General features: G+C 46.9%; 15 protein-coding genes and 2 pseudogenes. 16 read left to right on the top strand and 1 reads right to left on the bottom strand.

What is annotated here, in order from left to right; genetic code table 11:
• The first annotated feature begins 10 nt into the window (after positions 1 to 10).
• From LHUE1_RS13785 to trmB, 4 genes are all read left to right on the top strand, one after another.
• Entirely contained in the window at positions 11 to 742 is a 732-nt protein-coding gene (locus LHUE1_RS13785; protein WP_049172095.1) for an ABC transporter ATP-binding protein, read from the top strand.
• On the top strand, positions 739 to 1,953 hold the full coding sequence (locus LHUE1_RS13780) for an ABC transporter permease (protein WP_049172098.1): 1,215 nt from the start codon (positions 739 to 741) through the stop codon (positions 1,951 to 1,953). Before LHUE1_RS13785 ends, LHUE1_RS13780 begins: the two co-directional genes overlap by 4 nt.
• A gap of 209 nt (positions 1,954 to 2,162) precedes the next feature.
• Entirely contained in the window at positions 2,163 to 2,936 is a 774-nt protein-coding gene (locus LHUE1_RS13775; protein ID WP_049172100.1) for a phosphotransferase family protein, read from the top strand.
• A 404-nt stretch (positions 2,937 to 3,340) separates the two neighbouring features.
• Positions 3,341 to 3,979, top strand: coding sequence for a tRNA (guanosine(46)-N7)-methyltransferase TrmB (trmB, locus tag LHUE1_RS13770; RefSeq protein WP_049172109.1), 639 nt, complete (start codon positions 3,341 to 3,343; stop codon positions 3,977 to 3,979).
• On the opposite strand, the gene LHUE1_RS13765 is transcribed toward trmB, so the two are convergent.
• Positions 3,976 to 4,317 carry a small secreted protein gene (locus tag LHUE1_RS13765; protein ID WP_049172111.1) on the bottom strand — a complete coding sequence of 114 codons (342 nt, stop codon included), beginning with the start codon at positions 4,315 to 4,317 and terminating at the stop codon, positions 3,976 to 3,978. The two genes, trmB and LHUE1_RS13765, sit on opposite strands and share 4 nt — an antisense overlap.
• 162 nt (positions 4,318 to 4,479) lie before the next feature.
• Here LHUE1_RS13765 and LHUE1_RS13760 point away from each other — a divergent pair, with 162 nt between their 5' ends.
• The 12 genes and pseudogenes from LHUE1_RS13760 to polA all read left to right on the top strand — a co-directional run bounded on the left by LHUE1_RS13760 (position 4,480) and on the right by polA (position 21,144).
• Entirely contained in the window at positions 4,480 to 4,797 is a 318-nt protein-coding gene (locus LHUE1_RS13760) for a thioredoxin family protein (RefSeq protein ID WP_010487858.1), read from the top strand.
• A 14-nt stretch (positions 4,798 to 4,811) separates the two neighbouring features.
• Complete coding sequence (gene ytpR / locus LHUE1_RS13755; protein WP_049172118.1) at positions 4,812 to 5,450, top strand: YtpR family tRNA-binding protein; 639 nt, start codon at positions 4,812 to 4,814, stop codon at positions 5,448 to 5,450.
• A 171-nt stretch (positions 5,451 to 5,621) separates the two neighbouring features.
• Positions 5,622 to 5,976 (top strand): annotated as a pseudogene (locus tag LHUE1_RS14435) (DNA translocase FtsK); the annotation flags it as partial.
• 518 nt (positions 5,977 to 6,494) lie between these two features.
• Positions 6,495 to 7,997: pseudogene (locus tag LHUE1_RS14410) on the top strand (DNA translocase FtsK); the annotation flags it as partial.
• Positions 7,994 to 9,316, top strand: coding sequence for a UDP-N-acetylmuramate--L-alanine ligase (gene murC / locus LHUE1_RS13745; protein ID WP_049172121.1), 1,323 nt, complete (start codon positions 7,994 to 7,996; stop codon positions 9,314 to 9,316). The pseudogene LHUE1_RS14410 and the gene murC, both read left to right, overlap by 4 nt.
• A gap of 271 nt (positions 9,317 to 9,587) precedes the next feature.
• Complete coding sequence (locus tag LHUE1_RS13740) at positions 9,588 to 11,108, top strand: helix-turn-helix domain-containing protein (RefSeq protein ID WP_049172122.1); 1,521 nt, start codon at positions 9,588 to 9,590, stop codon at positions 11,106 to 11,108.
• A gap of 416 nt (positions 11,109 to 11,524) precedes the next feature.
• Positions 11,525 to 15,031 (top strand): cell surface protein, encoded by a 3,507-nt coding sequence (locus LHUE1_RS13735; RefSeq protein WP_241484827.1) that lies wholly within the window; start codon positions 11,525 to 11,527, stop codon positions 15,029 to 15,031.
• Positions 15,032 to 15,065: 34 nt separating this feature from the next.
• A complete protein-coding gene (locus tag LHUE1_RS13730; RefSeq protein WP_049172123.1) occupies positions 15,066 to 15,842 on the top strand; it encodes a WxL domain-containing protein in 777 nt (258 codons plus the stop codon).
• A 5-nt stretch (positions 15,843 to 15,847) separates the two neighbouring features.
• Positions 15,848 to 16,219: a hypothetical protein gene (locus tag LHUE1_RS13725; RefSeq protein ID WP_152902778.1), complete on the top strand. Its 372-nt coding sequence runs from the start codon at positions 15,848 to 15,850 to the stop codon at positions 16,217 to 16,219.
• Positions 16,220 to 16,304: 85 nt separating this feature from the next.
• Positions 16,305 to 17,327 carry a DUF916 and DUF3324 domain-containing protein gene (locus tag LHUE1_RS13720; protein WP_049172125.1) on the top strand — a complete coding sequence of 341 codons (1,023 nt, stop codon included), beginning with the start codon at positions 16,305 to 16,307 and terminating at the stop codon, positions 17,325 to 17,327.
• A 287-nt stretch (positions 17,328 to 17,614) separates the two neighbouring features.
• Positions 17,615 to 18,325: a Bax inhibitor-1/YccA family protein gene (locus LHUE1_RS13715; RefSeq protein WP_277848110.1), complete on the top strand. Its 711-nt coding sequence runs from the start codon at positions 17,615 to 17,617 to the stop codon at positions 18,323 to 18,325.
• 173 nt (positions 18,326 to 18,498) lie between these two features.
• A complete protein-coding gene (gene polA / locus LHUE1_RS13710) occupies positions 18,499 to 21,144 on the top strand; it encodes a DNA polymerase I (protein ID WP_049172129.1) in 2,646 nt (881 codons plus the stop codon).
• Positions 21,145 to 21,154: the final 10 nt, after the last annotated feature.

The raw sequence follows: 21,154 nt of genomic DNA, 5'->3' as shown, positions 1-21,154 counted from the left end.
GACTGGTAAGATGACTTTAACAATTGATGGACTCACTGGCGGTTACGGCAATTTAACGATTCTCAAAGACGTCAGCTTCTCGGTACCTTCAGGCAAAATTGTCGGGTTAATCGGTCTTAACGGGGCAGGTAAATCGACAACTATTAAACATATTATCGGTTTACTGACGCCACAAACCGGCACGATTGACTTAGATGGTAAAACATTAAATACCGATCCAACCGGTTTTCGCGCCAGCCTGGCTTATGTTCCGGAAACCCCGGTGCTTTATCCGGAGTTGACGCTTCGTGAGCATCTTGACATGACGATCATGGCTTACGACCTCGATAAAGACACAGCCTGGCGCGAAGCCGATGCGATGCTGAAACGGTTCCGCCTTGACAACAAGCTGGACTGGTTCCCAGCTAAATTTTCAAAAGGTATGCAACAAAAAGTGATGATTGTGGCGGCATTTATGACGCATGCCCAATTGTTCATCATCGACGAACCGTTTACCGGCCTTGATCCATTGGCCATTCATGATCTTTTGGACATCGTCACGGCTAAAAAGCAGCAAGGGGCATCGGTGCTCATGTCAACGCATATCCTGGCAACCGCCCAGCAGTATGCTGACGAGTTTGTGTTGATCAAATCCGGAAAAGTGCGGGCGACCGGCGACATGGCCTCCCTGAAGCAACAATTCGGTTTGCAGGACGGCAGCCTGGATGATATTTACATGAAGATGACGGAGGAAAAAGCATGATCAAGTTGTGGCGAACCCGTCTCCGTCAACATGTGCAAGAACAGCAAAAATATTTGCGGTTGGTGTTTAACGATCATTTCGTTTTGATTTTGCTGATTTTGTTTGGCGGTGCGCTTTATGCATATAGTCAAATTGTTAAAACCCTGCAACCTTCTGGATGGCTTGCTTTAGGACTGGCTCTGATTTTCACCGGCTTTCTGAGCCTTGGTCAGCTGGCCACGCTTGCGGAAGCACCGGATCAAATTTTCTTGTTGCCAAAAGCCGAAGCCTTTAAAGCTTATTTGTTGAAGGCACGCCATTATAGCATGATCCTACCTGGCGTCTTGTTGACGTTTACGAGTTTAGCGATGTGGCCGTTATTTGCGCAGCTTGGTCAAGATCCGGCAAGCGGAACGATGGCATTGCTCGTGGCCTTGTGGTTGTTTAAAGATCTTGATTTGTGGCTGCAATTTTTACAGCGGTACCACCTGCCGATTCGCTGGCATCATCAGCGGCTCTTATTGCTTGGCATTGCGTTCATCGCTTTGTTTGGCGGGTTTTACGTTCATCCTGCCATAACACTTTTGGTGGCGTTAATCCTAAACCTTGTTTTTAGATGGCAGTTAAAATCGGTGCTTGACCAAGGACAATTGAATTTTTCCGCTTTAATTAGCTTGGAAGAGGCACGAATGGGGCGGCTGTATCGGTTTTACAATCTCTTTACCGATGTGCCTGGCTTAGCCAACAGTGTCCATCGACGCCGATATCTGGATGGCTTGTTGAAACTGGTCAAGCCCCAGCAGGCAACGACATGGCTATTCCTGTATTTGCGTGGCTTTTTGCGCGGCGGCGAATACCTTGGTTTGTATGTGCGATTACTCGTCATCGGTGCCGTGATCGTGGCCGTTTTGTCACCGTGGTGGCTGGTGCTGGGCTTTGCCATCTTGTTTCTTTACATGGTCGGGTTCCAACTGTTACCGTTTTATTATCAGTATGATGATATTGTCTTTGTGCATTTGTATCCCGTGGCGCCTGAGCAGAAGCCGGCTGCGTTTGAGCAGCTGTTAACGGTTTTGCTGTTGATTGAAGTACTGACATTTACGCTTGTGACACTTGTTCGGTTGCAATGGTTGGCAGCCGGGTCAATCTTCATCGGCGGGGGACTTTTCGTCTGGGCATTTACCCGCTGGTATGCGCGCATGCGGTTAAAACAGCATCACGTCATGATTTAATCCTGTTTGGCTGACAGCTCTAAGTCAAATCAAAAACGTTCGGTGGAAAATGAAAAGCCTGCGTATTTCGTCAGGTCAGCTGCAATTGGCAGTTAGTCTTGACGGGTAAATCGCAACTTAGTAATATGAAACGTGGACGCACGAGCGCCTGGGAGTGTCTTTTTGATGACTAGAACCATTCCTGCGGCCAGATATAAGGAGTAGTGCCTATGGAGTTTGAATTAGATGCCGGGTGGTCCCTGCAGCCTGCAGGCGGTTCCACCGGAAGTGCGTTTCTTGGGGTTTATGCGAATCAAAAATATTTCCTTAAACGTAACGCGTCACCATTTCTTGCGGCACTTTCAGTTGAACACATCACCCCGCGGTTGCTATGGACGCGCCGGGTCAGTACCGGCGATGTGCTAACCGCACAAGAATGGTTAGACGGCGAAACGTTGACCCGCGAGCAAATGATGCAGCCGGTCGTCGCCAGCATGTTAGCAAAGGTGCACCACTCAAGTTTATTAAAGCGAATGCTTCGCCAAGTTGGCGGTCAGGTGTTGGATCCTGATCAGTTACGCCAATCGTTGTTGCAAAACTTTCCCGAAAATCTCGCGGCCCAACCGCGAGTGGAGCAGGCACTGGCGGAGATCCAACGCTGGGTGCCGCGGGTGACCGTGCAAAGTGTCTGTCACGGCGACCTGAATCACAAAAATTGGCTGCGAGCGAACGGCCGCCTGTATTTAGTTGATTGGGAGCAAGTGGCGCTGGGCGATCCAGCTTATGATCTTGCCGACGTCATGGCGCATTATGGCAACCACGACACATGGCCGGCATTCTTAGCGGCTTATGGGGCAAACATGGATGATCATTTGCAACATCGACTTTATTGGTACAGTGACCTGCACTTATTAAGCGATATGAAGACCGCTGCGTTACATCAGCGATCGGATGAAGTGGCAAAAGCCCTGCGCCAGTTCGAAGTACTGCAATCCACACATTGAAGTGGTGCAACAAGTAGCAAATCAAAAGGCCTGTGGCAAAATGGCTTTGTCGCGGGTCTTTTGATTTGTTGAGCGTGAGCCGGCGCGCTTAGAAGCCGGAGCATAAGAGGCCTTGAACCTGAATGGCTGGGCTTTGGCCATTCAGGTTCAAGGTCCTTATGTGCAGGCTTCTGCGCCGGCGAACGCGTTATGGAGAACTGAGCGTGAGCCAGCCCGGTTAGAAACCGGAGTGTAAGTGGCCTTGGGCGTGATGGCTGGGCTTTGGCCATTGCGACCAAGGTCCTTACACGCAGGTTTCTGGGCTGGCGAACGCGTTACGGCAGCCACCAGCCCTAAACAAATATGCAAGTTAACTCAAAAAATCACCGCATTAAACAATACTCAAAGATAAGGAAACGATACCAATGCGATTACGTAACAAAACATGGGCCAAACCATTGATTGAGGCTCATCCAGAGATGATCCTCGTACGGCCAGAAAAAATGCCCGGTCAGTGGCAGACACGATTTGCTCAGGAGCAGCCACTATATCTTGAAGTCGGCTCTGGCAAAGGGCAGTTTATTGTTGCCATGGCTCAAGCCCATCCGGAATATAATTTCATCGCTTTGGAATTGCAGGAGGCGGCCATTGCCATGATTCTAAAGAAGCAGGTGGCGTTAAAACTGCCTAATCTTCAGCTCGTTTTAGGCGATGGCGCCGATTTAACTGATTATTTTGCTGATGGTGAAATTAGCGGTTTGTTTTTGAACTTTTCCGATCCATGGCCAAAAACCAGACACGAAAAAAGACGGCTGACTTATCACGACTTTTTGCGGCAATATCAAGCAATTATGAAACCAAACGCGTTGCTGCAGTTTAAGACCGATAATCAAGGGCTTTTTGAATATTCGTTGGTGAGCATGAATAACTTTGGCATGACCTTTGACCTCGTGTCGCTTGATCTTCATCACGACAAGCGCGTTACCGATAATGTGCCAACCGAGTATGAGGAGAAGTTCAGTGCTGACGGCGGCCGGATTTACGAGTTAGTCGCGCATTTTTAGTTTTCAACCAAGTGAAGTTGGTGGCGTCGCCATAAATGGCCATCGGGTTGTACCTCAAATTCAAATTGTTGGTGTGTATGGTGTTGACGTATCGTCAGGCCACCTGTATAAACTCGGATATGGTGCTGACTAGGCGTTTCAATCGTTGTCGGATACATGGCAATCCAACTGTTCTCAATGGTTCCGCGGTTTGCGAAACCGGCTTTAATGTTGGCTAGGAGCCGATTAGGGATGGTTCGGTAATAAAGTCGGTGATGAATCATCACCGATGTTCCCGCTGTGATGATGCCGGTTGCTAGCCAGACAGCAAAAGACGATCTTAATTTTGAAACTCGCATGATAGCCCTCCTTAACGCAAAAGATGCGACGACTTTTTTCAGTTATCAGCTTGTGGCTAAACGTCTAACTTAAGTATAATGTAACTAATATGAAATGACATTGCGCCAATGCGATTTTCCTGTTATAGTTACTTTTAAATAGTAAGTGAAAGGATGTTGGCTATGAAAGAACTTGGATCGAATACAGCAATTTTGGATGAGGTTAAAAAACCAGGTAAGAAAATGCTGTTCTTCTCTGCAGATTGGTGCTCGGATTGCCGCTTTATCAAACCGGCAATGCCGGAAATCGAAAAAGATTTTCCAGACTATGAATTTGTCGCGGTTGATCGCGATAAGAATTTAGAAGTTGCCCAGGACATGGGTGTCTTCGGCATTCCTAGCTTTATTGCTTTTAATGACGGCAAGGAAGTCGGCCGGTTTGTCAATAAAGATCGTAAAACGAAACAACAAGTCGAGGACTTTATCAACGGCTTGCATTAATTTTGGAGGTACGCATGCTTATTACCAGTTATAATCAATCAGCATTCGGCGATACGTTAATTGCGATCACAGGGCCGGATACTGCGACACAGACAACGCAGCAAAATGGGGACGTTGTGGCGATCTTAAATGACCAAAATCAGGTGATCGGCTATAACTTTTTCAAGGTCAGTCAATGGCTGGGTTCTTTAACAGGCAAAGGTCAGGTTAAGTTGACCAAAGAACAAGTGGCGAAACTAAATGCTGCTATTCAAGAAGCAGGATTACCGGGCCAGCTTGAAGCAGATGACAAGCCCAAGTTTGTGATTGGCAAAATTGTCGATTTCAAGGACCATCCTGATGCTGACCATCTACATGTGGCGCAGGTTGATATTGGTGAGAAGCAGGTGCAGATTGTTTGCGGCGCGCCCAACGCGGCTTTAGGACAAACGATCGTGGTCGCGCTGCCTGGTGCCATGATGCCAGATGGTAAGATTATCTGGCCCGGCTCTTTGCGTGGCGTTGCCTCTTACGGCATGATCAGCAGTGCTCGTGAATTAGCCATTCCAGGGGCACCACAACGACGCGGCATTCTTGTGATGCCAGATGAGCTGGCTGCCGGTACTCCGTTTGATGCTAAAGAAGCCGCTAAAGTGGTGGCTGCGCAAGCCTAATAGAACATTCAAGGTAGATTGTAAATCGACTCAAGTGCAATGATGCTTGAGTCGATTTTTTGTGAGCGCGTTATGAGGAAAAGATTATTTTTATAGATCAAGGATTCGGGGAACCGGTGCGTATGCTAAAATGGAGACACCGTTAAAACACGATAAAAAGGGGATTCAATCATGGCACATTATGATGGGCCGGCATTTTTACATCAAAATAACTTGCCAACACCTGAATCCGAATTAACGAATTCGAAATGGAAGCAGCCGCAAGACGAGCCATATCACTTGCCGCCGCAGCTGGCGCACGCGCCGAAAAAACCGGTGAATCCGCGAAAAGTTGCAGAAGCACAGGCAGATTTGCGGGCCATGAGCCATCCGTTGCCAAGACATGATCGCGATCGAATTGCGAGTCTCACAACACCGAATAGTACGGTTCGAACCCTGCCAAAAGAGCGGATTGACTATCAGAAGATCGCGACTGCTTTAAGGCCGGATGAGCAAAGCGTTTATCTTTTTGTGGGTCATGGCACCAAGCCAAGTAAGCAGATTGAAGCTGATTCATTAGCGATTGCGGTGACAACATCGGAATCTGTTAGCGAAGAAGAAGGGGCGTCAGCGGCAACTTCAACAACTGCTTCCGAACCAGTCGCAAGCGACCAAGCCGCGGCTGTTCATGAGGCAAGTGAACCGCAGAAGCCGCATGCCGTTGTAGCAGCTATTGCCGAACCAGTTGAGCCGCAGCCGGCGTCTGATGCAGAGGTGCAAGCGACGACTGAAGAAGACGTTAAATCTGCACCGTCAGTGGAAGTTTCATCAATGCCAAAGACGTCATCCGCCAATGCCGGGCAGGAGACGAAACCGCATGGGCCTAATAGCCGCAAAGCTGCCCGAATCGAGGCGTTAAGACGCAAGCATGAAGCCAAAAAACTACGCAAGGCGTTAGCAGCACAAAAGGCGAAGTCAGTAGCAAGCAGGGATGCCGAAAGTGCACGGTCAGCGCCGTCAATACCGGAAGCACGCGGCGCAGGCGAGGCGTCTACAGCACAATCGCAATCAGGAACAGCCGGGCTGCCTGCGTCAATGACAACGTCGGAACCCCCCGTTACAGCGGTTAGCGCAGATGATGCCACCACAGAGACCATCCCGCCATTACGCTTACTTTCACCGCCAGTCGTGGCTGATCAGGCAGCCCAGCGTGACTGGGTGCTGCAACAGCGCCAGCGACTTGATCAAACGCTTCAAGCCTTTAACGTGGACGCACATGTGGTCGCTCATACCATCGGACCCACCGTGACGCAATTTCAGGTCAGTTTGGCAAGCGGGGTTAAGGTTAGCAAAATCACCAACTTGAATGATGACCTTAAACTGGCACTTGCTGCCAAAGACATCCGCATTGAAGCTCCGATTCCCGGAAAAAATACGGTTGGCATCGAAATCCCCAATTTGAAACCGCGACCGGTCATGCTACGGGAAGTGCTCGATACTCCCGCCTTTCAACAAGCAAAATCGCCTTTGACCATTGCACTTGGGGTGGATCTTTTTGGTCAGCCAGTCGTCACAAATCTGGCCAAAATGCCGCACGGGTTGATTGCCGGTGCGACCGGATCAGGCAAGTCGGTCTTTATCAATAGCTTGCTGGTTTCGTTGCTGTACAAAGCCACACCCCAGCAAGTTCGTTTGCTTTTGATCGATCCTAAGGCCGTTGAGCTTGCTGGATATAATGGCTTACCACATCTGGTGTCGCCGGTTATCTCCGATCCTAAAGCTGCCAGCGCGGCGTTAAAGTGGGTTGTTACCACGATGAATGACCGTTATAAGAAGCTGGCAGCGGCTGGCGTTCGTAATCTGGAACAATTTAATGCGAAGGCTAAGCGTCATCAGGAATATAACCAAGTGTTACCGTATTTGGTCATTATTATTGATGAGTTGGCGGATTTGATGTTGGCAGCTGGTAGCGAGATTCAAGACGATATTGCGCGGATCACCGCCAAGGCGCGTGCGGCAGGTATTCATTTGCTGGTTGCCACCCAACGTCCTAGTGTTGATGTGATCACCGGTACGATTAAGAATAATATTCCAACGCGAATTGCCTTCATGACCGCCAGTCAAATTGACTCGCGAACCATTATCGATACCGCTGGCGCAGAACGGCTTTTAGGTCGTGGCGACATGTTGTACTTAGGCAACGGTGCCAGTCAGCCGATTCGACTGCAAGGTACGTTTGTCGATCGGGAAATCGATAGTATTGTTGATTACGTGAAGGCACGCCAAGGACCGCGGTACTTATTTGATCCAGCAGGACTTGTCAAGTCGGCTGAAGCCGAAGCCAGCAATGCCCATGAAGATGAGCTTATGCCCGATGTTTTGGACTACCTGGCTGGTGAACGCCACATTTCGACATCTAAACTGCAGCGCGTCTTTTCAATCGGGTACAATCGCGCGGCAAATCTCATCGATACACTGGAAGCTCGGCATCTGGTGTCGGCAGCTAAAGGCGCCAAACCGCGTGAAGTTTATTACACACAAGCAAAGAAAGAGGAACAATCGTCATGACAGAGGCAACCTATTATTTTATTGGTATCAAAGGCTCAGGAATGAGTGCGTTGGCACTGGTGCTACATGATTTGGGCCACAAGGTGTTGGGCAGTGATATCACCCAGTACACATTTACACAAAAAGGCTTGGCAGCAGCCGGAATCACCATGTTGCCATTTGATCCTGCCAATCTGAAGCCAGGCTACACCGTCATTGCCGGCAACAGTTTTACCGACGATCATCCGGAAATCAAGCAGGCCAAGGCGATGGGGCTGACCATTTATCGCTACCATGAGTTCCTCGGCCAATTGATTAAGGGTTATACCAGCATCGGGGTTGCCGGTGCCCACGGTAAAACCAGTACAACGGGGTTGCTGGCTCATACGTTAAGTGGTGTTGCCAAAACCAGTTATTTGATCGGCGATGGTACCGGCAAAGGCGTGCGCGATTCAAAATTCTTTGTTTTTGAAGCAGACGAATATCGGCGGCATTTCTTGGCTTATCATCCTGATTACATGATTATGACGAACATCGACTTTGATCATCCCGACTATTATCACGGTTTTGAAGATGTTTACGATGCCTTTGAAACTGAGGCTAATCAGGTTCAAAAAGCAATTGTTGCCTGGGGTGACGATCCATGGCTGCGCAAATTAAAGGCTAAGGTGCCGGTTTATTATTACGGCACCAGTGATCGGGACGATTTTCAGGCGCGGAACGTGGATCGCGACACTAAAGGCAGCAGTTTTGATGCCTATTTCCACGATCAGCTAATCGGCCACTTCTTTGTTCCATTGTTTGGCGAACACAGTGTCCTCAATGCGTTGGCCGTTGTTGCAGTCGCACATATGGAGAAGCTTGATGCCGGGTTAATTGCCCGTGAACTGGGAAACTTCGGCGGGGTAAAACGGCGCTTTGCCGAAAAGGATATCAAGGATATGATCATTGTAGACGACTATGCTCACCATCCTAATGAGATTAAGGCCACGCTGGATGCGGCCCGCCAAAAGTATCCTGATAAAGCGATCATTGCGGTTTTCCAACCTCATACTTATAGCCGAACCAAAGCCTACGAACCACAATATGTTCAAGTGCTGAGCCAGGCTGATCAAACGTTCCTGACACCGATTTTCAGTTCTGCCCGTGAAAAAAATGGCAACATTCGGTCAGAGGACGTTGTGGCCCAAATCAAAGGCGCTGCGGTGATCCATCAGGAAGACATGCGACCACTGCTCAAGTTCCATCACGCGGTTGTTGTCTTTATGGGCGCCGGCGATATTCAAAAGTACGAAAAGGCTTATGAGTCGTTACTCAATGAAGAATCATTCACTAAATGACTAGAACATCGAAAAACCATTTTAATCCATTATTTTGTTGATGTGTCCCAATATAGGCACTGTGTCTTACGCAAAGACCAGCTGCTTATATTGGGTTTTTATTTGGATTAAAAGTCATATTAAAATTACAAAAATTATAGAAACGTCTATTCTACGGATAAAAGACACTAAAAAAACAAGCTGACATGATAACACTGTCATGTTAACATGATGAAACATTGATGAACGATAACTTAGAATAATCCAATGGTAAGATCGCGAGGCGAATGGCATGGATTTGTATGATTTTATTGAAAGCAACGAAGCTAGAGATGTGAAGCTGTTGCAGTTACTTTTGACAGCCGGAACGCATGGCTGTTCTTACTCCCGATTACTCGAAAGTCTACAAGTGACACCAAGTACACTTGCTGCCACTGTGGCGTCTTTGCAACAACGGCTGCAGGCATTTGACGAAGCAGCTCAAATTAGACAATGCAACGAGGGAAAAGGGCGCAGGCTCTTTTTGGAAACGCAAAAGCCGGTGTTGTTTGATGACTTGTACCGGAAACTTTTGCGACAGTCGAAGGAATATCAGATCTTGGCAACACTACTGGAAAAAGGAAAATGTCGGGTTGACGAGTTCGTCGCGCAGTTGTACATGAGCAAAGCCGCTGTGTTTCGCAAAATCAAACAATTAAATCTCGGATTGAAGTCGCATGCGATCAAAATTAAAAATGGCACGTTGATTGGCTCAGAGGTTGAGATTCGATATTTATATTACCAGTTGGTTTTAAATAGCTATGATAGCGAAGAACTTGCAGCTTTGGCGGCAACTTTTTCGGCTCGGCGTTACATTAAGAGATTCGAAGCACGATCAAAGGTTAAATTTTCTCCTCATGGTGAAATCAAGCTTTGCGTTTGGCTGGACATTGCACTTAAACGCCATTTTACCGGTGATAAAAAATTTACCGGCATCCCCGAAGAAACGCTTCATCAGCTAGAAGTAAATCCGCTTTATCACATGATTAGAAATTGGCTATTTGAAATTGCCAAGCAATATGCGCTGGCTTTGGATGAATTTGAAGTCTATAACATCTATATTTTTGTTTGTTCGATGGACATCATTGATTTCTCAGCAACTGATCCTCGTCACGTTGAAAAATATTTGGCACTAGCTTTACCGACTGTGCAGCAGCGGAATCAATATTTTATGGCGGCGTTGCGGCAAATCTGTGCGGGTTTTGAGACGCAGTGTTCAGATGCTTCCAGGATCCGCATGCAGTACACATTAAATCAATTACATCATCGAATTCAGTTTTTCCAAGGAGACTTTAGGTTATTGGCTCAGCCAGCCGACCGGGTATTAATCAGTGATCAGCAGTTGCAACATTTAGAAACATTGGCCAGTGAGTTGACTGCGATTGTGGCCAAGGATGACCCATGTTGCGCTGCGCCTGCTAAACGGCTTTTTTTAACGCAGCATTATGTGCGACTTTTAATGGTGACCCATGTTCAAATCGCTAAACCGATTCGAATCGGCCTTCTGCTGAACGACGACTGGTTGGCGACATCTGCGGTAATGGCGCGCTTAAAACTGGCTTTGGCGGGCATGTGCTCGGTTGTCCTTGAAATTGCGGAGGCACCGGCGACATATGATTTACTAATTACCAGTTTCAAAACGTCATCGGCCGCTATTGCCGCTAAGCATCATTATCGAATCAATGAAATTGAAACAACTTACGATATTGATCAAATCAAGTCTTTGCTGGTCAGCATCATTCGCGAGCAAACTGCCATCTCCAGCCAGTTTTGAAAAGGCAAGGACGAAGCTCAGATCCGCTTTCAATTAATGATTTATGGCATTTAGGTTAATTGGAAGATGAATATTTGGTATTTAGAAAATAAAATAGAATTGATGCAAGAAGCCGTTTTTACAACGAAAGTAACTGATCTTAATTAGCAAAAATTAATATACACGATAAATATAAAACAATATAAAAGCCAAAATCAGAATCTCCAAAAATCATAATGCCCAAAAATGTGAAATTTATGAGAGCACCAAGATCTATAAAATTAGTTTTTGTAACATTCAGTGTTACACAATTGGATATTATGAAAGGAGTGATAAAGGTGCCGTCAAAGCACATAAGATGGTGTTTCGTGCTATTAGCGCTGTTTACCGGTGTATGCATCAGTTGCGCATTTTTTGCTTTTGGGAAGCAAGACAACGTGCAAACGCGGTTTAGGGACCGGATTGCGAATACGGTTAAGGCCACTGATCGTCGCATGGCCGGGAATACACAGTATGGCAAGCTGAAGCAACCAGCGATGGTGCCTTTAAGCAAAACGGCCGGCCCTGCCTTATCAGCAAGACTGCTACTGCCTGGAGCAAGGATTGAGGGACAGGATGCAGTGTTTACACTGGGTGAGTATTTTAGTACCCAGACAAGATCACGGTGGATGAAGGGTGCTTATGAAGCTGATGGCACCAGTGTCCCATATTCCAATTCGAATATTTGGCCAACAATTCCCGACAAGGTTCAGAGCGCGACACGGCAAATGGGGTTGAATGAACCCAATAAGCGAATTGACGTGTTGTATAACAAGCAACAGATTGATTTGCTGTTTCATTCGCGCACAGGCAAAGTGACGGGCGTTGGCTCGGCAACTGCTAAATATGGTAATGCCATTATTGTTAATGGCCGAGAAACCTCAGCAAATCGCAATGCCATGGGCGTTTTGTCCTTGGTTGACAGTGATCCGGATGGGGTTTTAAAAGTGATTGCCACATCTGGCGGTAGTAGTGACAATGGAAAAATCAATTCAAACTTTGGGGACCAATTTTATGGTCGGTTTGAATATATTTCGATGCGGGATCACAAATTTTTGAATTTGGGCTTTTTTCAAGACAATACTGCTGGTGCCACCGGGAATACCAAGAAGCAGGATTTTCTGAATCAGTGGGGTTTGAATCGCGTGCAACCCGTTCAGCTGGGTGACATCATTAAAGTGGAAAATGTTGAAGGCAAAATCAGTTATGCCAAAGACTCACAGGTGCATACGTTGTCGGAAGCTGAATATCCCAATATTAAGAAAGCGGTTTTCTTTCAAATCACGAAACAAGGGTTTAAACCGATGAAAGTGAACCAGCTTGAAACCAGAGTTGTCGATGTGCCACAAAATGCCACTGATGCGGAATTAGATGCAACGTTCCCTAAAGCACTCGGCATTAAATACAATATCGTTGCTAAGCGGTTTAGAACGCGACCGGATGTTAGCAAGCCCGGTAAAACCAAAGCATTTGTCCGGACTTTTGAAGTGTTAGAAGAAGATCGCGTTGCGGATTTTGACTATGAAGTCGAATTAAATGTGATTCCGGCTGGCGACATTAAAGCTAGGGACGGTCATTTTGTCCTAGGTGAACAGTGGCGGGCGAAAAATTTAAAACGCATGTTTGTCAGCGCCAACCAAATTGATGGCACCCCGGTTGCATGGGTGGATGATCAAATCGAACTTTTGCTACCGCAGGCAATCAACGACAAGCTGAATGCTAAGACTAGGCGGATTGACGTCCTATTTCAGAAGCTTCCTGCACCGTTTCTATTCAACTCGAATACGGGTCACATTCAATCCACGCAGACGGCAACGGCGACATATGGTAACGCCATTGTCATTCGCGGCCAGGGTGACGAAGCTGGTCAATCGCGTGATGCCGGTGGTGCCTATGTGTTGTTGAATGATGATGGCTTAAAAGTCATCGCCACTTCTGGTGCGGCTAATGATAATAACGCACTCAATGACCAGTTTAAGGGAAAGCCATACGCTGCGATTGCTCATGTTGATATGAAACAGTCATCTACCAAGAATCTGTCAAAAGAATCACTCAATTGGTTTAATGGTGATGCTAAAAAGCAAGACTTTCTGAACGCGTGGGGCAACAATCGTGAATTGCCGGTCGAACCGGGTGATGTCATCTTAGTGGCCAATGAAGCAGGTAAAATCGGTTATACCCAGGATTCTAAGGAACAGCAATTGACGGGGATTAATCGTCCCAAGGAGCTTTATTTTGAGATTACCGATAAAGGTTATCGACCACTACAGGTGAATCAGTTAAAACCACAAAGTGTCAATATTCCTGTTCATGCCACTCAAGATGAAATGGATCTACGGTTGCGTGAATTCTTTAAATTACCGGCCAAAGCCAAGCTGGCAATCAAACGTTATGAAAGTAACCCTGACGTCGGTAAAGTCGGCAAAGCATCGGCAAAAGTAGTCGTTTCCGAAAAATTAATGAGTGGTAAAGAAGTTGAAGCCACCTATGACGTGCCGGTTCAAGTCGTGAAACGAGCCACTTTTGCGACTCAGCCAATCACCTTCAATTTAGGTGAAACTGTCACGATGGCGAAATTAGGTGCGATGCTTGCGTCGGCTAAAGAGTACGATGACCGCGACATCAAGTGGGGTGATCAGAAGCTCTCGATTAATCGGCCGCAAGCCATTGATAAGTTGTTAAATCCTAAGAACCAGCGCTTGACCAAAATCGGTAATCCCATTGATGTGACGATGCGTTTTGATGCCAGCACTGGGAGCGTCTTGTCCACCAACACCATGAAGGTTGGTTATGGGAATGCGATTGCGATCAAAGGTTATGAAATGACACCGCGCTATGCTGGCGGCGTCTTGGCGCTTGTTAAAGAGCAGAATCAGTTGCAAATCGTGGCAACGGATGGTCTCGATGATGATAATCGCGAGGTTCACAGTATCTTTCCAAAGCAGAAGTATCTCAGCACGTCTCTTTATACCACCACGGGTACCATGTTAACCGTACATGATCGCAAACAGCTTGCTGCCGAAATGACAGCAAATGGCGATACTCGAAAGCAACAGCTGCTGGATCAGTGGGGTAAAGGTCGGATTGCCGCGACTAAACCCGGCGATGTGCTCGCTGTGGAACATCTTGAAAACAAAGTAAGTTGGATGGAAAACGGTGTTACCCAAAATATGCCCAAACGTCAAAACAAAAAGGAATGGCTGTTTGAAGTCACCAATAAGGGCTATCAGTTGTTAGATTTGAATCAAATAGTTTTCCCAGCATTAACATTTGAAAACCATACTGATCCGTCGAAGGTCGAACAGGTCATTAAAAATGAAGTTGGCAAGCAACAGGTGTCATTGAAGATTGAATCAATTGACATGCCTGACTTAAAAACTGTCGGGAAAAAGCAAATTCAACTCAAAGTCAGCCAAGCCAGCGTTGCCAATGTTAGTCAGCGGATTGCCTATGTATACGAAATTCCTATTGAAGTAACTGAAGGCAGTCTCAGCTTCGTTCAAATGCCTAAAGTGATTGATTTTGGTAGTGTCCGGATTGACGGACAGAAGATTGAAGTCCCTAGAGTAGGCGATCAATCAACCATGACGATTAAAGTCAGAGATGGTCGGAGTCGAAAGACAAGTTGGACGCTTGATGTTCAACAACAGTCGCCATTGACCGACAGCAAGCAGCGAACGGTTAAGCAATCGCTATTGTTTTTCCGTGAAGATGCACATGAATATCCGCTGAAAGTGGGTACGAATCAACGGATTAAGAAAGTTTCCAAAGCACAAATCGATCATAGCTTTACCTATGATGCGCAAGCAGGGTTGTTGCTACGCATTCCGGAGAATATGTTTGATTTTTCGGCTGACACTTATGATTTTAAATTGCAATGGACGTTAGGCGACACACCAGTCTGAGATGTGAAGAATTTATTCAGGAGGAAGATGACAAATGAAGACACACACAAAATTAAAGTTCATGGCGCTTGCGGCGTTGACGGTGGGGATGGCAGCGAACTCAGCGGTTGTCCATGCCGACGACGCCCGCACGGTGACAACTGACGGCAGCGTCAAGATTATGCAATCAGATGCGCCGACTCGGGTTTTAAATCCACTTAACCCCAAAGACAAGACGCCGGGTACGGTAGCTAATGGCGACAATACCAAAAATGCAGGTGGTGAAGGCTTAACGTTAGACTATGTGTCGCAACTTGACTTTGGCCAATTAAAGTTGGATCCAACTGTTGCGACAACAGTTTATGCTAAGCCTGATCAGTGGACAGGCCAGGATGGCAAAACGATTCCGGTGCCTAATCGCTTCCAGGTGACGGATAAGCGGCTGGGGGCAGACGCTTGGAAGGTCAGCTTGTCGGCATCCGATCTGAAGTCAGACGAAAAGGATAGCCAAGGAAAGACAGTTAAGCTGGAGAATGCTTTCATCACATTGCTGGAAAGCAGTGTTGTGGATGGACAGGCTCGCGATGCCAGCAACCATTTTGGCTTAAGTAAGGCCATTAAAGTTTATATGGGTGACGGCCAAGCGACTGACGTTTTGGCCGTCAACGACAAGGATGTCGCTAAGGGAACCTTTATTAACCTTTTTAATCCGGCTAAGGCAGGGGAAGGTGTTTCATTGACCGTTCCGGCTGAAAGCTACACAACGAAGGGCTTGAAGTCAGCTGAATTCACCACCAAGTTGACATGGACGCTAACCAGTGCGCCGATTTAATCAAGATGATGAAGAAAGGTATCAGCGGGGCTCTCGTCATCTTTGCCTTCTTGGTGAGCATGCCACCCGGGCAGGTTACTGCATCAGCTACCTTTGAAACCGAAGCGCGCGTTCAAATCGTTATCGAACCGACCGGTCAACGCGGCGGGTCGTTGCCACTGCCTGACTTTAAGTCGATTCAGATTAAGAGTTCAAAAGTGCCTGATCGTGGATCGTCTCCGTTGAGCGTTGAGAGCGGGGATGCTCGATACCTGCCAAAACTAAACGAATGGATCAAAAATAGTCTGGTGCTTTGCGGCATTGGCATTCTCTTGATCGCGAGTGTTTTGTATGGTCGGAAAAAGGTTATGGATCGATTAACTTTAAAGAAAGGATAAGACCCAGTGCAAATATCAGTGCCTGGCAAACTGAGTGTTGGTGTGGCGTGATAGCTGACCTTTTGGGCTGGTTTCAAGACGAAAAATGATTAAGAAAAATTGGTTTTGGTTGAGCTTGGCTATAGGATTGATTGCTTTTGGGATTGTCTTGCGGCCACAACAGGTGTTGGCTGCTGATGATGCCGGCTTTACCGTCAAAACGGTTTTACCGGCAAACCAGCGGGATACAAGTCAGACATATTTTGATTTGCGGGTCTCGCCGAATCAGGAGCAGGATCTAGAGGTCGTGATTCAGAACCGCAACACAGCACCTTTGACAGTTTTACTGGCTGCCCAGTCAGCGTTTACCAATGATAACGGGGTCGTTGAATATGGTAAGTCTCCTAAACCGGCTGATCCGACTTTACCGGTTAACCTGCAGGAAATTGTGACGTTGCCGGCTGAGGTGACGATTCCTGCCTTGAGCCAACAAACGGTTAAGATTCACTTAAAAATGCCGGCCAAGCCTTTCTCAGGAACGGTGCTTGGCGGGTTGCAATTCAAGGCCAAGTCTGATGATAAAGGCAACGAAAAAGGCGCTGTAACCAATCGCTATGTTTATGCGGTCGGCTTAATGTTGTCGGAATCCGATCAGCCGGTTGTACCGGATTTGAAATTGCGACAAGTGGCAGCGGATAACGATCACGGTCAGCCGGCAATTCTTGCTAATATCCAGAACTTTGAAGCAGCCATCCTGCGCAATTTGCACGTGAGCGGTTATCTTTATCGCCAATCAGGCGGTAAGGCGCTTTATCGATCCGAAAAAACTCGTATCAACATGGCACCGAATTCCAATTTTAATTTCAAGCTTAATCTTGGTAAAGGCCCGTTGGAACCGGGAAAATATCGACTTAAGCTGGTTGCCAAAGGAGGCGGGCGCACGTGGAACCTGACGCGGACATTTACCGTTTCCAAGAAAGATGCCGACAAGTTACGTGAGTTATCTAAACCAGAGACGCCAGCAGCATCGATACCGTGGTACTTGATTCTCATCGGTGGGATCGTGTTAGGTATCAGCCTTTATGCCGTTTTCAAGAAAATCCAATCAATTCGTCGCCACAAACGGTAATCTGATTCACCGACTCTGCTCAATGACGAAGTTGCCTGAGTGAGTTTGAAAATCATTGCCGTAAGTTAAGAAAGTAGGCCTTCTCATACTCGTTTTAGAGTGAATGAGGAGGCTTTTTGCTGTTTATCTGCGTCATTAAAAGTTACAATAAAATCACTGCACCTCAAGATATTGAGAGCATTATCAGTCATCAAACCCGGCAGCACAAGATCGGTCGTTGGTCGGACTGACAAATGCTACAATAGCAGTTATAATAGATACAGATAGTTGAAAGGAATGAACGCAATATGCAAGAACGCCGCGTTGTGAACGAGGCCGGCTTGACGCAGTTCTTCTCCCGCATCTACACCTTGATGGGGAGCGGGCTGGTTGTGACGGCGCTCGTCAGTTATTTACTTGGAGTTACTTTTAAAGCAGATTATACGAACTTTGTAGGTGCACATCCGATTGTTTTCTGGATTATGCTTGCTTTGCCGCTGATTTTATCCTTCTTTGTCACAGGACGACGGGCACAGGCAAGTCCGGGTTACGCAACGTTGATGTTTTATCTGATGTCCGCAAGCTTTGGCTTTACATTTGCAATGGTTGCAATGGTCGCACGGACTTCGAACTTGGCAGTTGCTTTGGCAACAACGGCGGTGGTCTTCCTCGTCATGTCGATGGTTGGCCATTTTGGCAAGCGTGATTTGAGCAAAGCCGGTAACATTGCCTTTGTTGCGTTGTTCGGCGTGATCATCATGTCTTTAGTCAACGTGTTTATGGGTTCGACAGGTTTACAGATGCTGATCTCCTATGCCATCTTGATTATCTTCATCGTCTTGACCGCTTGGGATACGCAGCGTTTAAAGAACCTGTACCTGACAACCGGCAGTGACGGTCAGGCGGCAATTTCAGAAAATTCCCTGGCTGTTGTCGGAGCATTGATGCTCTATCTTGATTTCCTGAACCTATTCACCGCCATTCTGCAGATTCTGGGCGTTGGCAACAATAATAATTAAATGTATTCAAAAGCTGGCTGAACGCCGGCTTTTTTTCTACCCAAAACTAACGCTAGTGGCGAACCGCCAAATATGACCCATCCGCCAAAAAGGCCTAGAATTTGGTACAATGATTGTGACAATTAACTCATGACATCTTCAGAGGTGGTCTGAGAAGAAAAGGAAGCTCATATATGACGAGTCAAACTAAATTATTGCTGATTGACGGCAACTCGATTGCGTTTCGCGCTTTTTTTGCCTTATACAATCAGCTCGACCGGTTCACCAATCAGGATGGGCTGCATACGAATGCGATTTACGCGTTCAATAACATGCTGGAAATTGTTTTGAAGTCTGTTCAACCTGACGCGGCACTGGTGGCATTTGACGCCGGTAAGACCACGTTCCGCACCGCGAAGTACGCTGATTATAAGAGTGGCCGAGCCAAAACGCCAAGCGAGTTATTGGAACAGTTGCCGTACATCAAAGAATTGCTTGACGATATGGGCATTCAGCATTATGAATTAAAAGATTACGAAGCTGACGACATCATCGGAACCATGGCGAAGCGGGCAGATGACGCTGGCTGGCAAACAACGATTGTGACCGGTGATCGGGATTTGACCCAATTGACCACCGACCAGACGACAGTGCAGGTGACTGTCAAAGGCGTCAATGAACTTGAAGCGTATACGCCGGAGCATGTTAAAGAAAAGCTGGGGATTACGCCGACACAAATCATCGACCTGAAAGGCTTAATGGGTGACACCTCTGACAATTATCCGGGGGTTACCAAAGTCGGCGAAAAGACCGCGTTGAAATTGCTGAAGCAGTATGGCAGTATTGACAACCTTTATGCGAATATTGACGGGATGAAAACGTCCAAGTTGAAAGAGAACCTGATCAATGATAAGGATAAGGCCTATCTCAGTAAGCAACTTGCCACGATTGATCGCGATGCTCCCGTCACAGTCGACTTGGCGGATGTCACTTATTCTGGACCTGACTTAGCCAAACTGCGGGAATTTTATACCAAGATGAACATGAACTCGTTACTGAAAAAGATCGGCGGGGATGTGGCTAAACCTACGCAGCCGGTTCATTTTTCGGTGCTGGATGATAAGTCCATTTTGGCCCTGACGAAAATCACGGAACCAATCACTTTTGAAATCGAAATGTTGGACGACAATTATCATATTGCCGACCAGATTGGTTTTTTTATTGGCACGAAAGACGAAACGTATGTCAGCACGGACGTTTCCTTGCTGACGATTCCCGAAGTGACCAAATGGCTAGGTGATTCGAAGCGGGATTTGACGGTGTTCGATGGCAAGCGCAACATTGTGGCTGCCCATCGCTTGGGATTAGAGTTACCGGACATCGCGTTTGACGTTTTACTGGCTTCATACTTGATCAATCCGGACGAAAATAGCAATGATTTAGGCAAAATCGCCGAAGACCATGATTATCACGACCTGCCGCGGGATGAAGATGTTTATGGCAAAGGAGCCAAGCGCCAAGTACCAGAAGATAAAAAGCTATTTGCCCAATTTGCCCGCAAGTCAATGGCACTCTTTGCGTTACGTCCCGACTTAACCGAAGATCTGGCTAAACAGGAACAGACCGATCTTTTCACGGACATGGAAATGCCATTGGCGCGCGTGTTGGCAGATATGGAAATTCAGGGAATCACGCTTGATGCCCAGACCTTAAAAGATATGGGTACAGAGTTTTCACAAAGCATCAAGGTGCTGGAAGAAAAGATTTATGGTGAGGCTGGCGTTAAGTTCAATCTGAATTCACCGAAGCAACTGGGTGAGATCTTATTTGAAAAGCTGAATCTGCCGGTCATCAAGAAGACCAAGACAGGTTATTCTACCAGTGTCGATGTCTTAAACGAGCTGAAGTCTGCCAGTCCGATTGTTCAGGATATTCTGGATTATCGCGGGTGGGCAAAGTTGAATTCGACGTATGTTGTGGGGTTATTGAAAGCACAAATGCCGGATCACAAGATTCATACCCGTTACTTGCAGACCTTAACCCAGACCGGCCGTTTAAGCTCCGTCGATCCGAACATGCAAAACATTCCAGCGCGAGACGAAGGTAAAATCATTCGGAAGGCGTTTGTGCCATCCCATCCTGATTGGCAGATTTTCAGCTCGGATTATTCGCAAATCGAATTACGCGTGTTGTCACATATTTCCGGTGACGAAAATATGCAACAAGCCTTTAAAAATGGCGTCGATATTCATGCCAACACAGCGATGAAGATTTTTGGCTTGGATTCACCGGATCAAGTCACGCCGGATATGCGACGGCAAGCCAAGGCAACTAATTTTGGAATTGTTTATGGTATTAGCGACTATGGCCTGGCACAGAATATCGGAATTTCGCGTAAGCAAGCCAAAGCTTTCATTGATGGCTATTTCGAGCAGTATCCTAAGGTTCATGATTACATGGCCAATATGGTTAAAAAGGCGCGCGAAGACGGTTACGTCGAGACACTGTTCCATCGCCGCCGCTATTTGCCGCAAATTCATTCACGTAACTTTAATTTACGTAAATTTGCTGAGCGCACCGCGATGAACACGCCGATCCAAGGCAGTGCAGCGGACATTATCAAAGTTGCAATGATTCGCATGCAAAAAGCGTTAACCGATGCCCATCTGCAAGCCAAAATGCTGTTGCAGGTGCACGATGAACTCATTTTTGAAGCTCCTACCGCAGAAATGGAGCAACTTGGCAAACTTGTGCCTAAGATTATGGATTCTGCCGTGCAATTGGACGTGCCGTTGAAAGTCGATAGCCATTACGGTCCGACTTGGTTTGATGCGAAATAAGGAGAACGGG

Source organism: Lacticaseibacillus huelsenbergensis, from assembly GCF_029726355.1.
GTDB classification, from domain to species: domain Bacteria; phylum Bacillota; class Bacilli; order Lactobacillales; family Lactobacillaceae; genus Lacticaseibacillus; species Lacticaseibacillus casei.
Note: the sequence above shows the minus strand (reverse complement) of the source record. Positions and strands in the feature narration are given on the sequence as shown.

Excerpts from the sequence above, each read along its gene's own strand:
- LHUE1_RS13785 (WP_049172095.1), top strand. The coding sequence starts at position 11 with ATGACTTTAACAATTGATGGACTCACTGGCGGTTACGGCAATTTAACG.
- LHUE1_RS13780 (WP_049172098.1), top strand. The coding sequence starts at position 739 with ATGATCAAGTTGTGGCGAACCCGTCTCCGTCAACATGTGCAAGAACAG.
- LHUE1_RS13775 (WP_049172100.1), top strand. The coding sequence starts at position 2,163 with ATGGAGTTTGAATTAGATGCCGGGTGGTCCCTGCAGCCTGCAGGCGGT.
- trmB (WP_049172109.1), top strand. The coding sequence starts at position 3,341 with ATGCGATTACGTAACAAAACATGGGCCAAACCATTGATTGAGGCTCAT.
- LHUE1_RS13765 (WP_049172111.1), bottom strand. The coding sequence starts at position 4,317 with ATGCGAGTTTCAAAATTAAGATCGTCTTTTGCTGTCTGGCTAGCAACC.
- LHUE1_RS13760 (WP_010487858.1), top strand. The coding sequence starts at position 4,480 with ATGAAAGAACTTGGATCGAATACAGCAATTTTGGATGAGGTTAAAAAA.
- ytpR (WP_049172118.1), top strand. The coding sequence starts at position 4,812 with ATGCTTATTACCAGTTATAATCAATCAGCATTCGGCGATACGTTAATT.
- murC (WP_049172121.1), top strand. The coding sequence starts at position 7,994 with ATGACAGAGGCAACCTATTATTTTATTGGTATCAAAGGCTCAGGAATG.
- LHUE1_RS13740 (WP_049172122.1), top strand. The coding sequence starts at position 9,588 with ATGGATTTGTATGATTTTATTGAAAGCAACGAAGCTAGAGATGTGAAG.
- LHUE1_RS13730 (WP_049172123.1), top strand. The coding sequence starts at position 15,066 with ATGAAGACACACACAAAATTAAAGTTCATGGCGCTTGCGGCGTTGACG.
- LHUE1_RS13725 (WP_152902778.1), top strand. The coding sequence starts at position 15,848 with ATGATGAAGAAAGGTATCAGCGGGGCTCTCGTCATCTTTGCCTTCTTG.
- LHUE1_RS13720 (WP_049172125.1), top strand. The coding sequence starts at position 16,305 with ATGATTAAGAAAAATTGGTTTTGGTTGAGCTTGGCTATAGGATTGATT.
- LHUE1_RS13715 (WP_277848110.1), top strand. The coding sequence starts at position 17,615 with ATGCAAGAACGCCGCGTTGTGAACGAGGCCGGCTTGACGCAGTTCTTC.
- polA (WP_049172129.1), top strand. The coding sequence starts at position 18,499 with ATGACGAGTCAAACTAAATTATTGCTGATTGACGGCAACTCGATTGCG.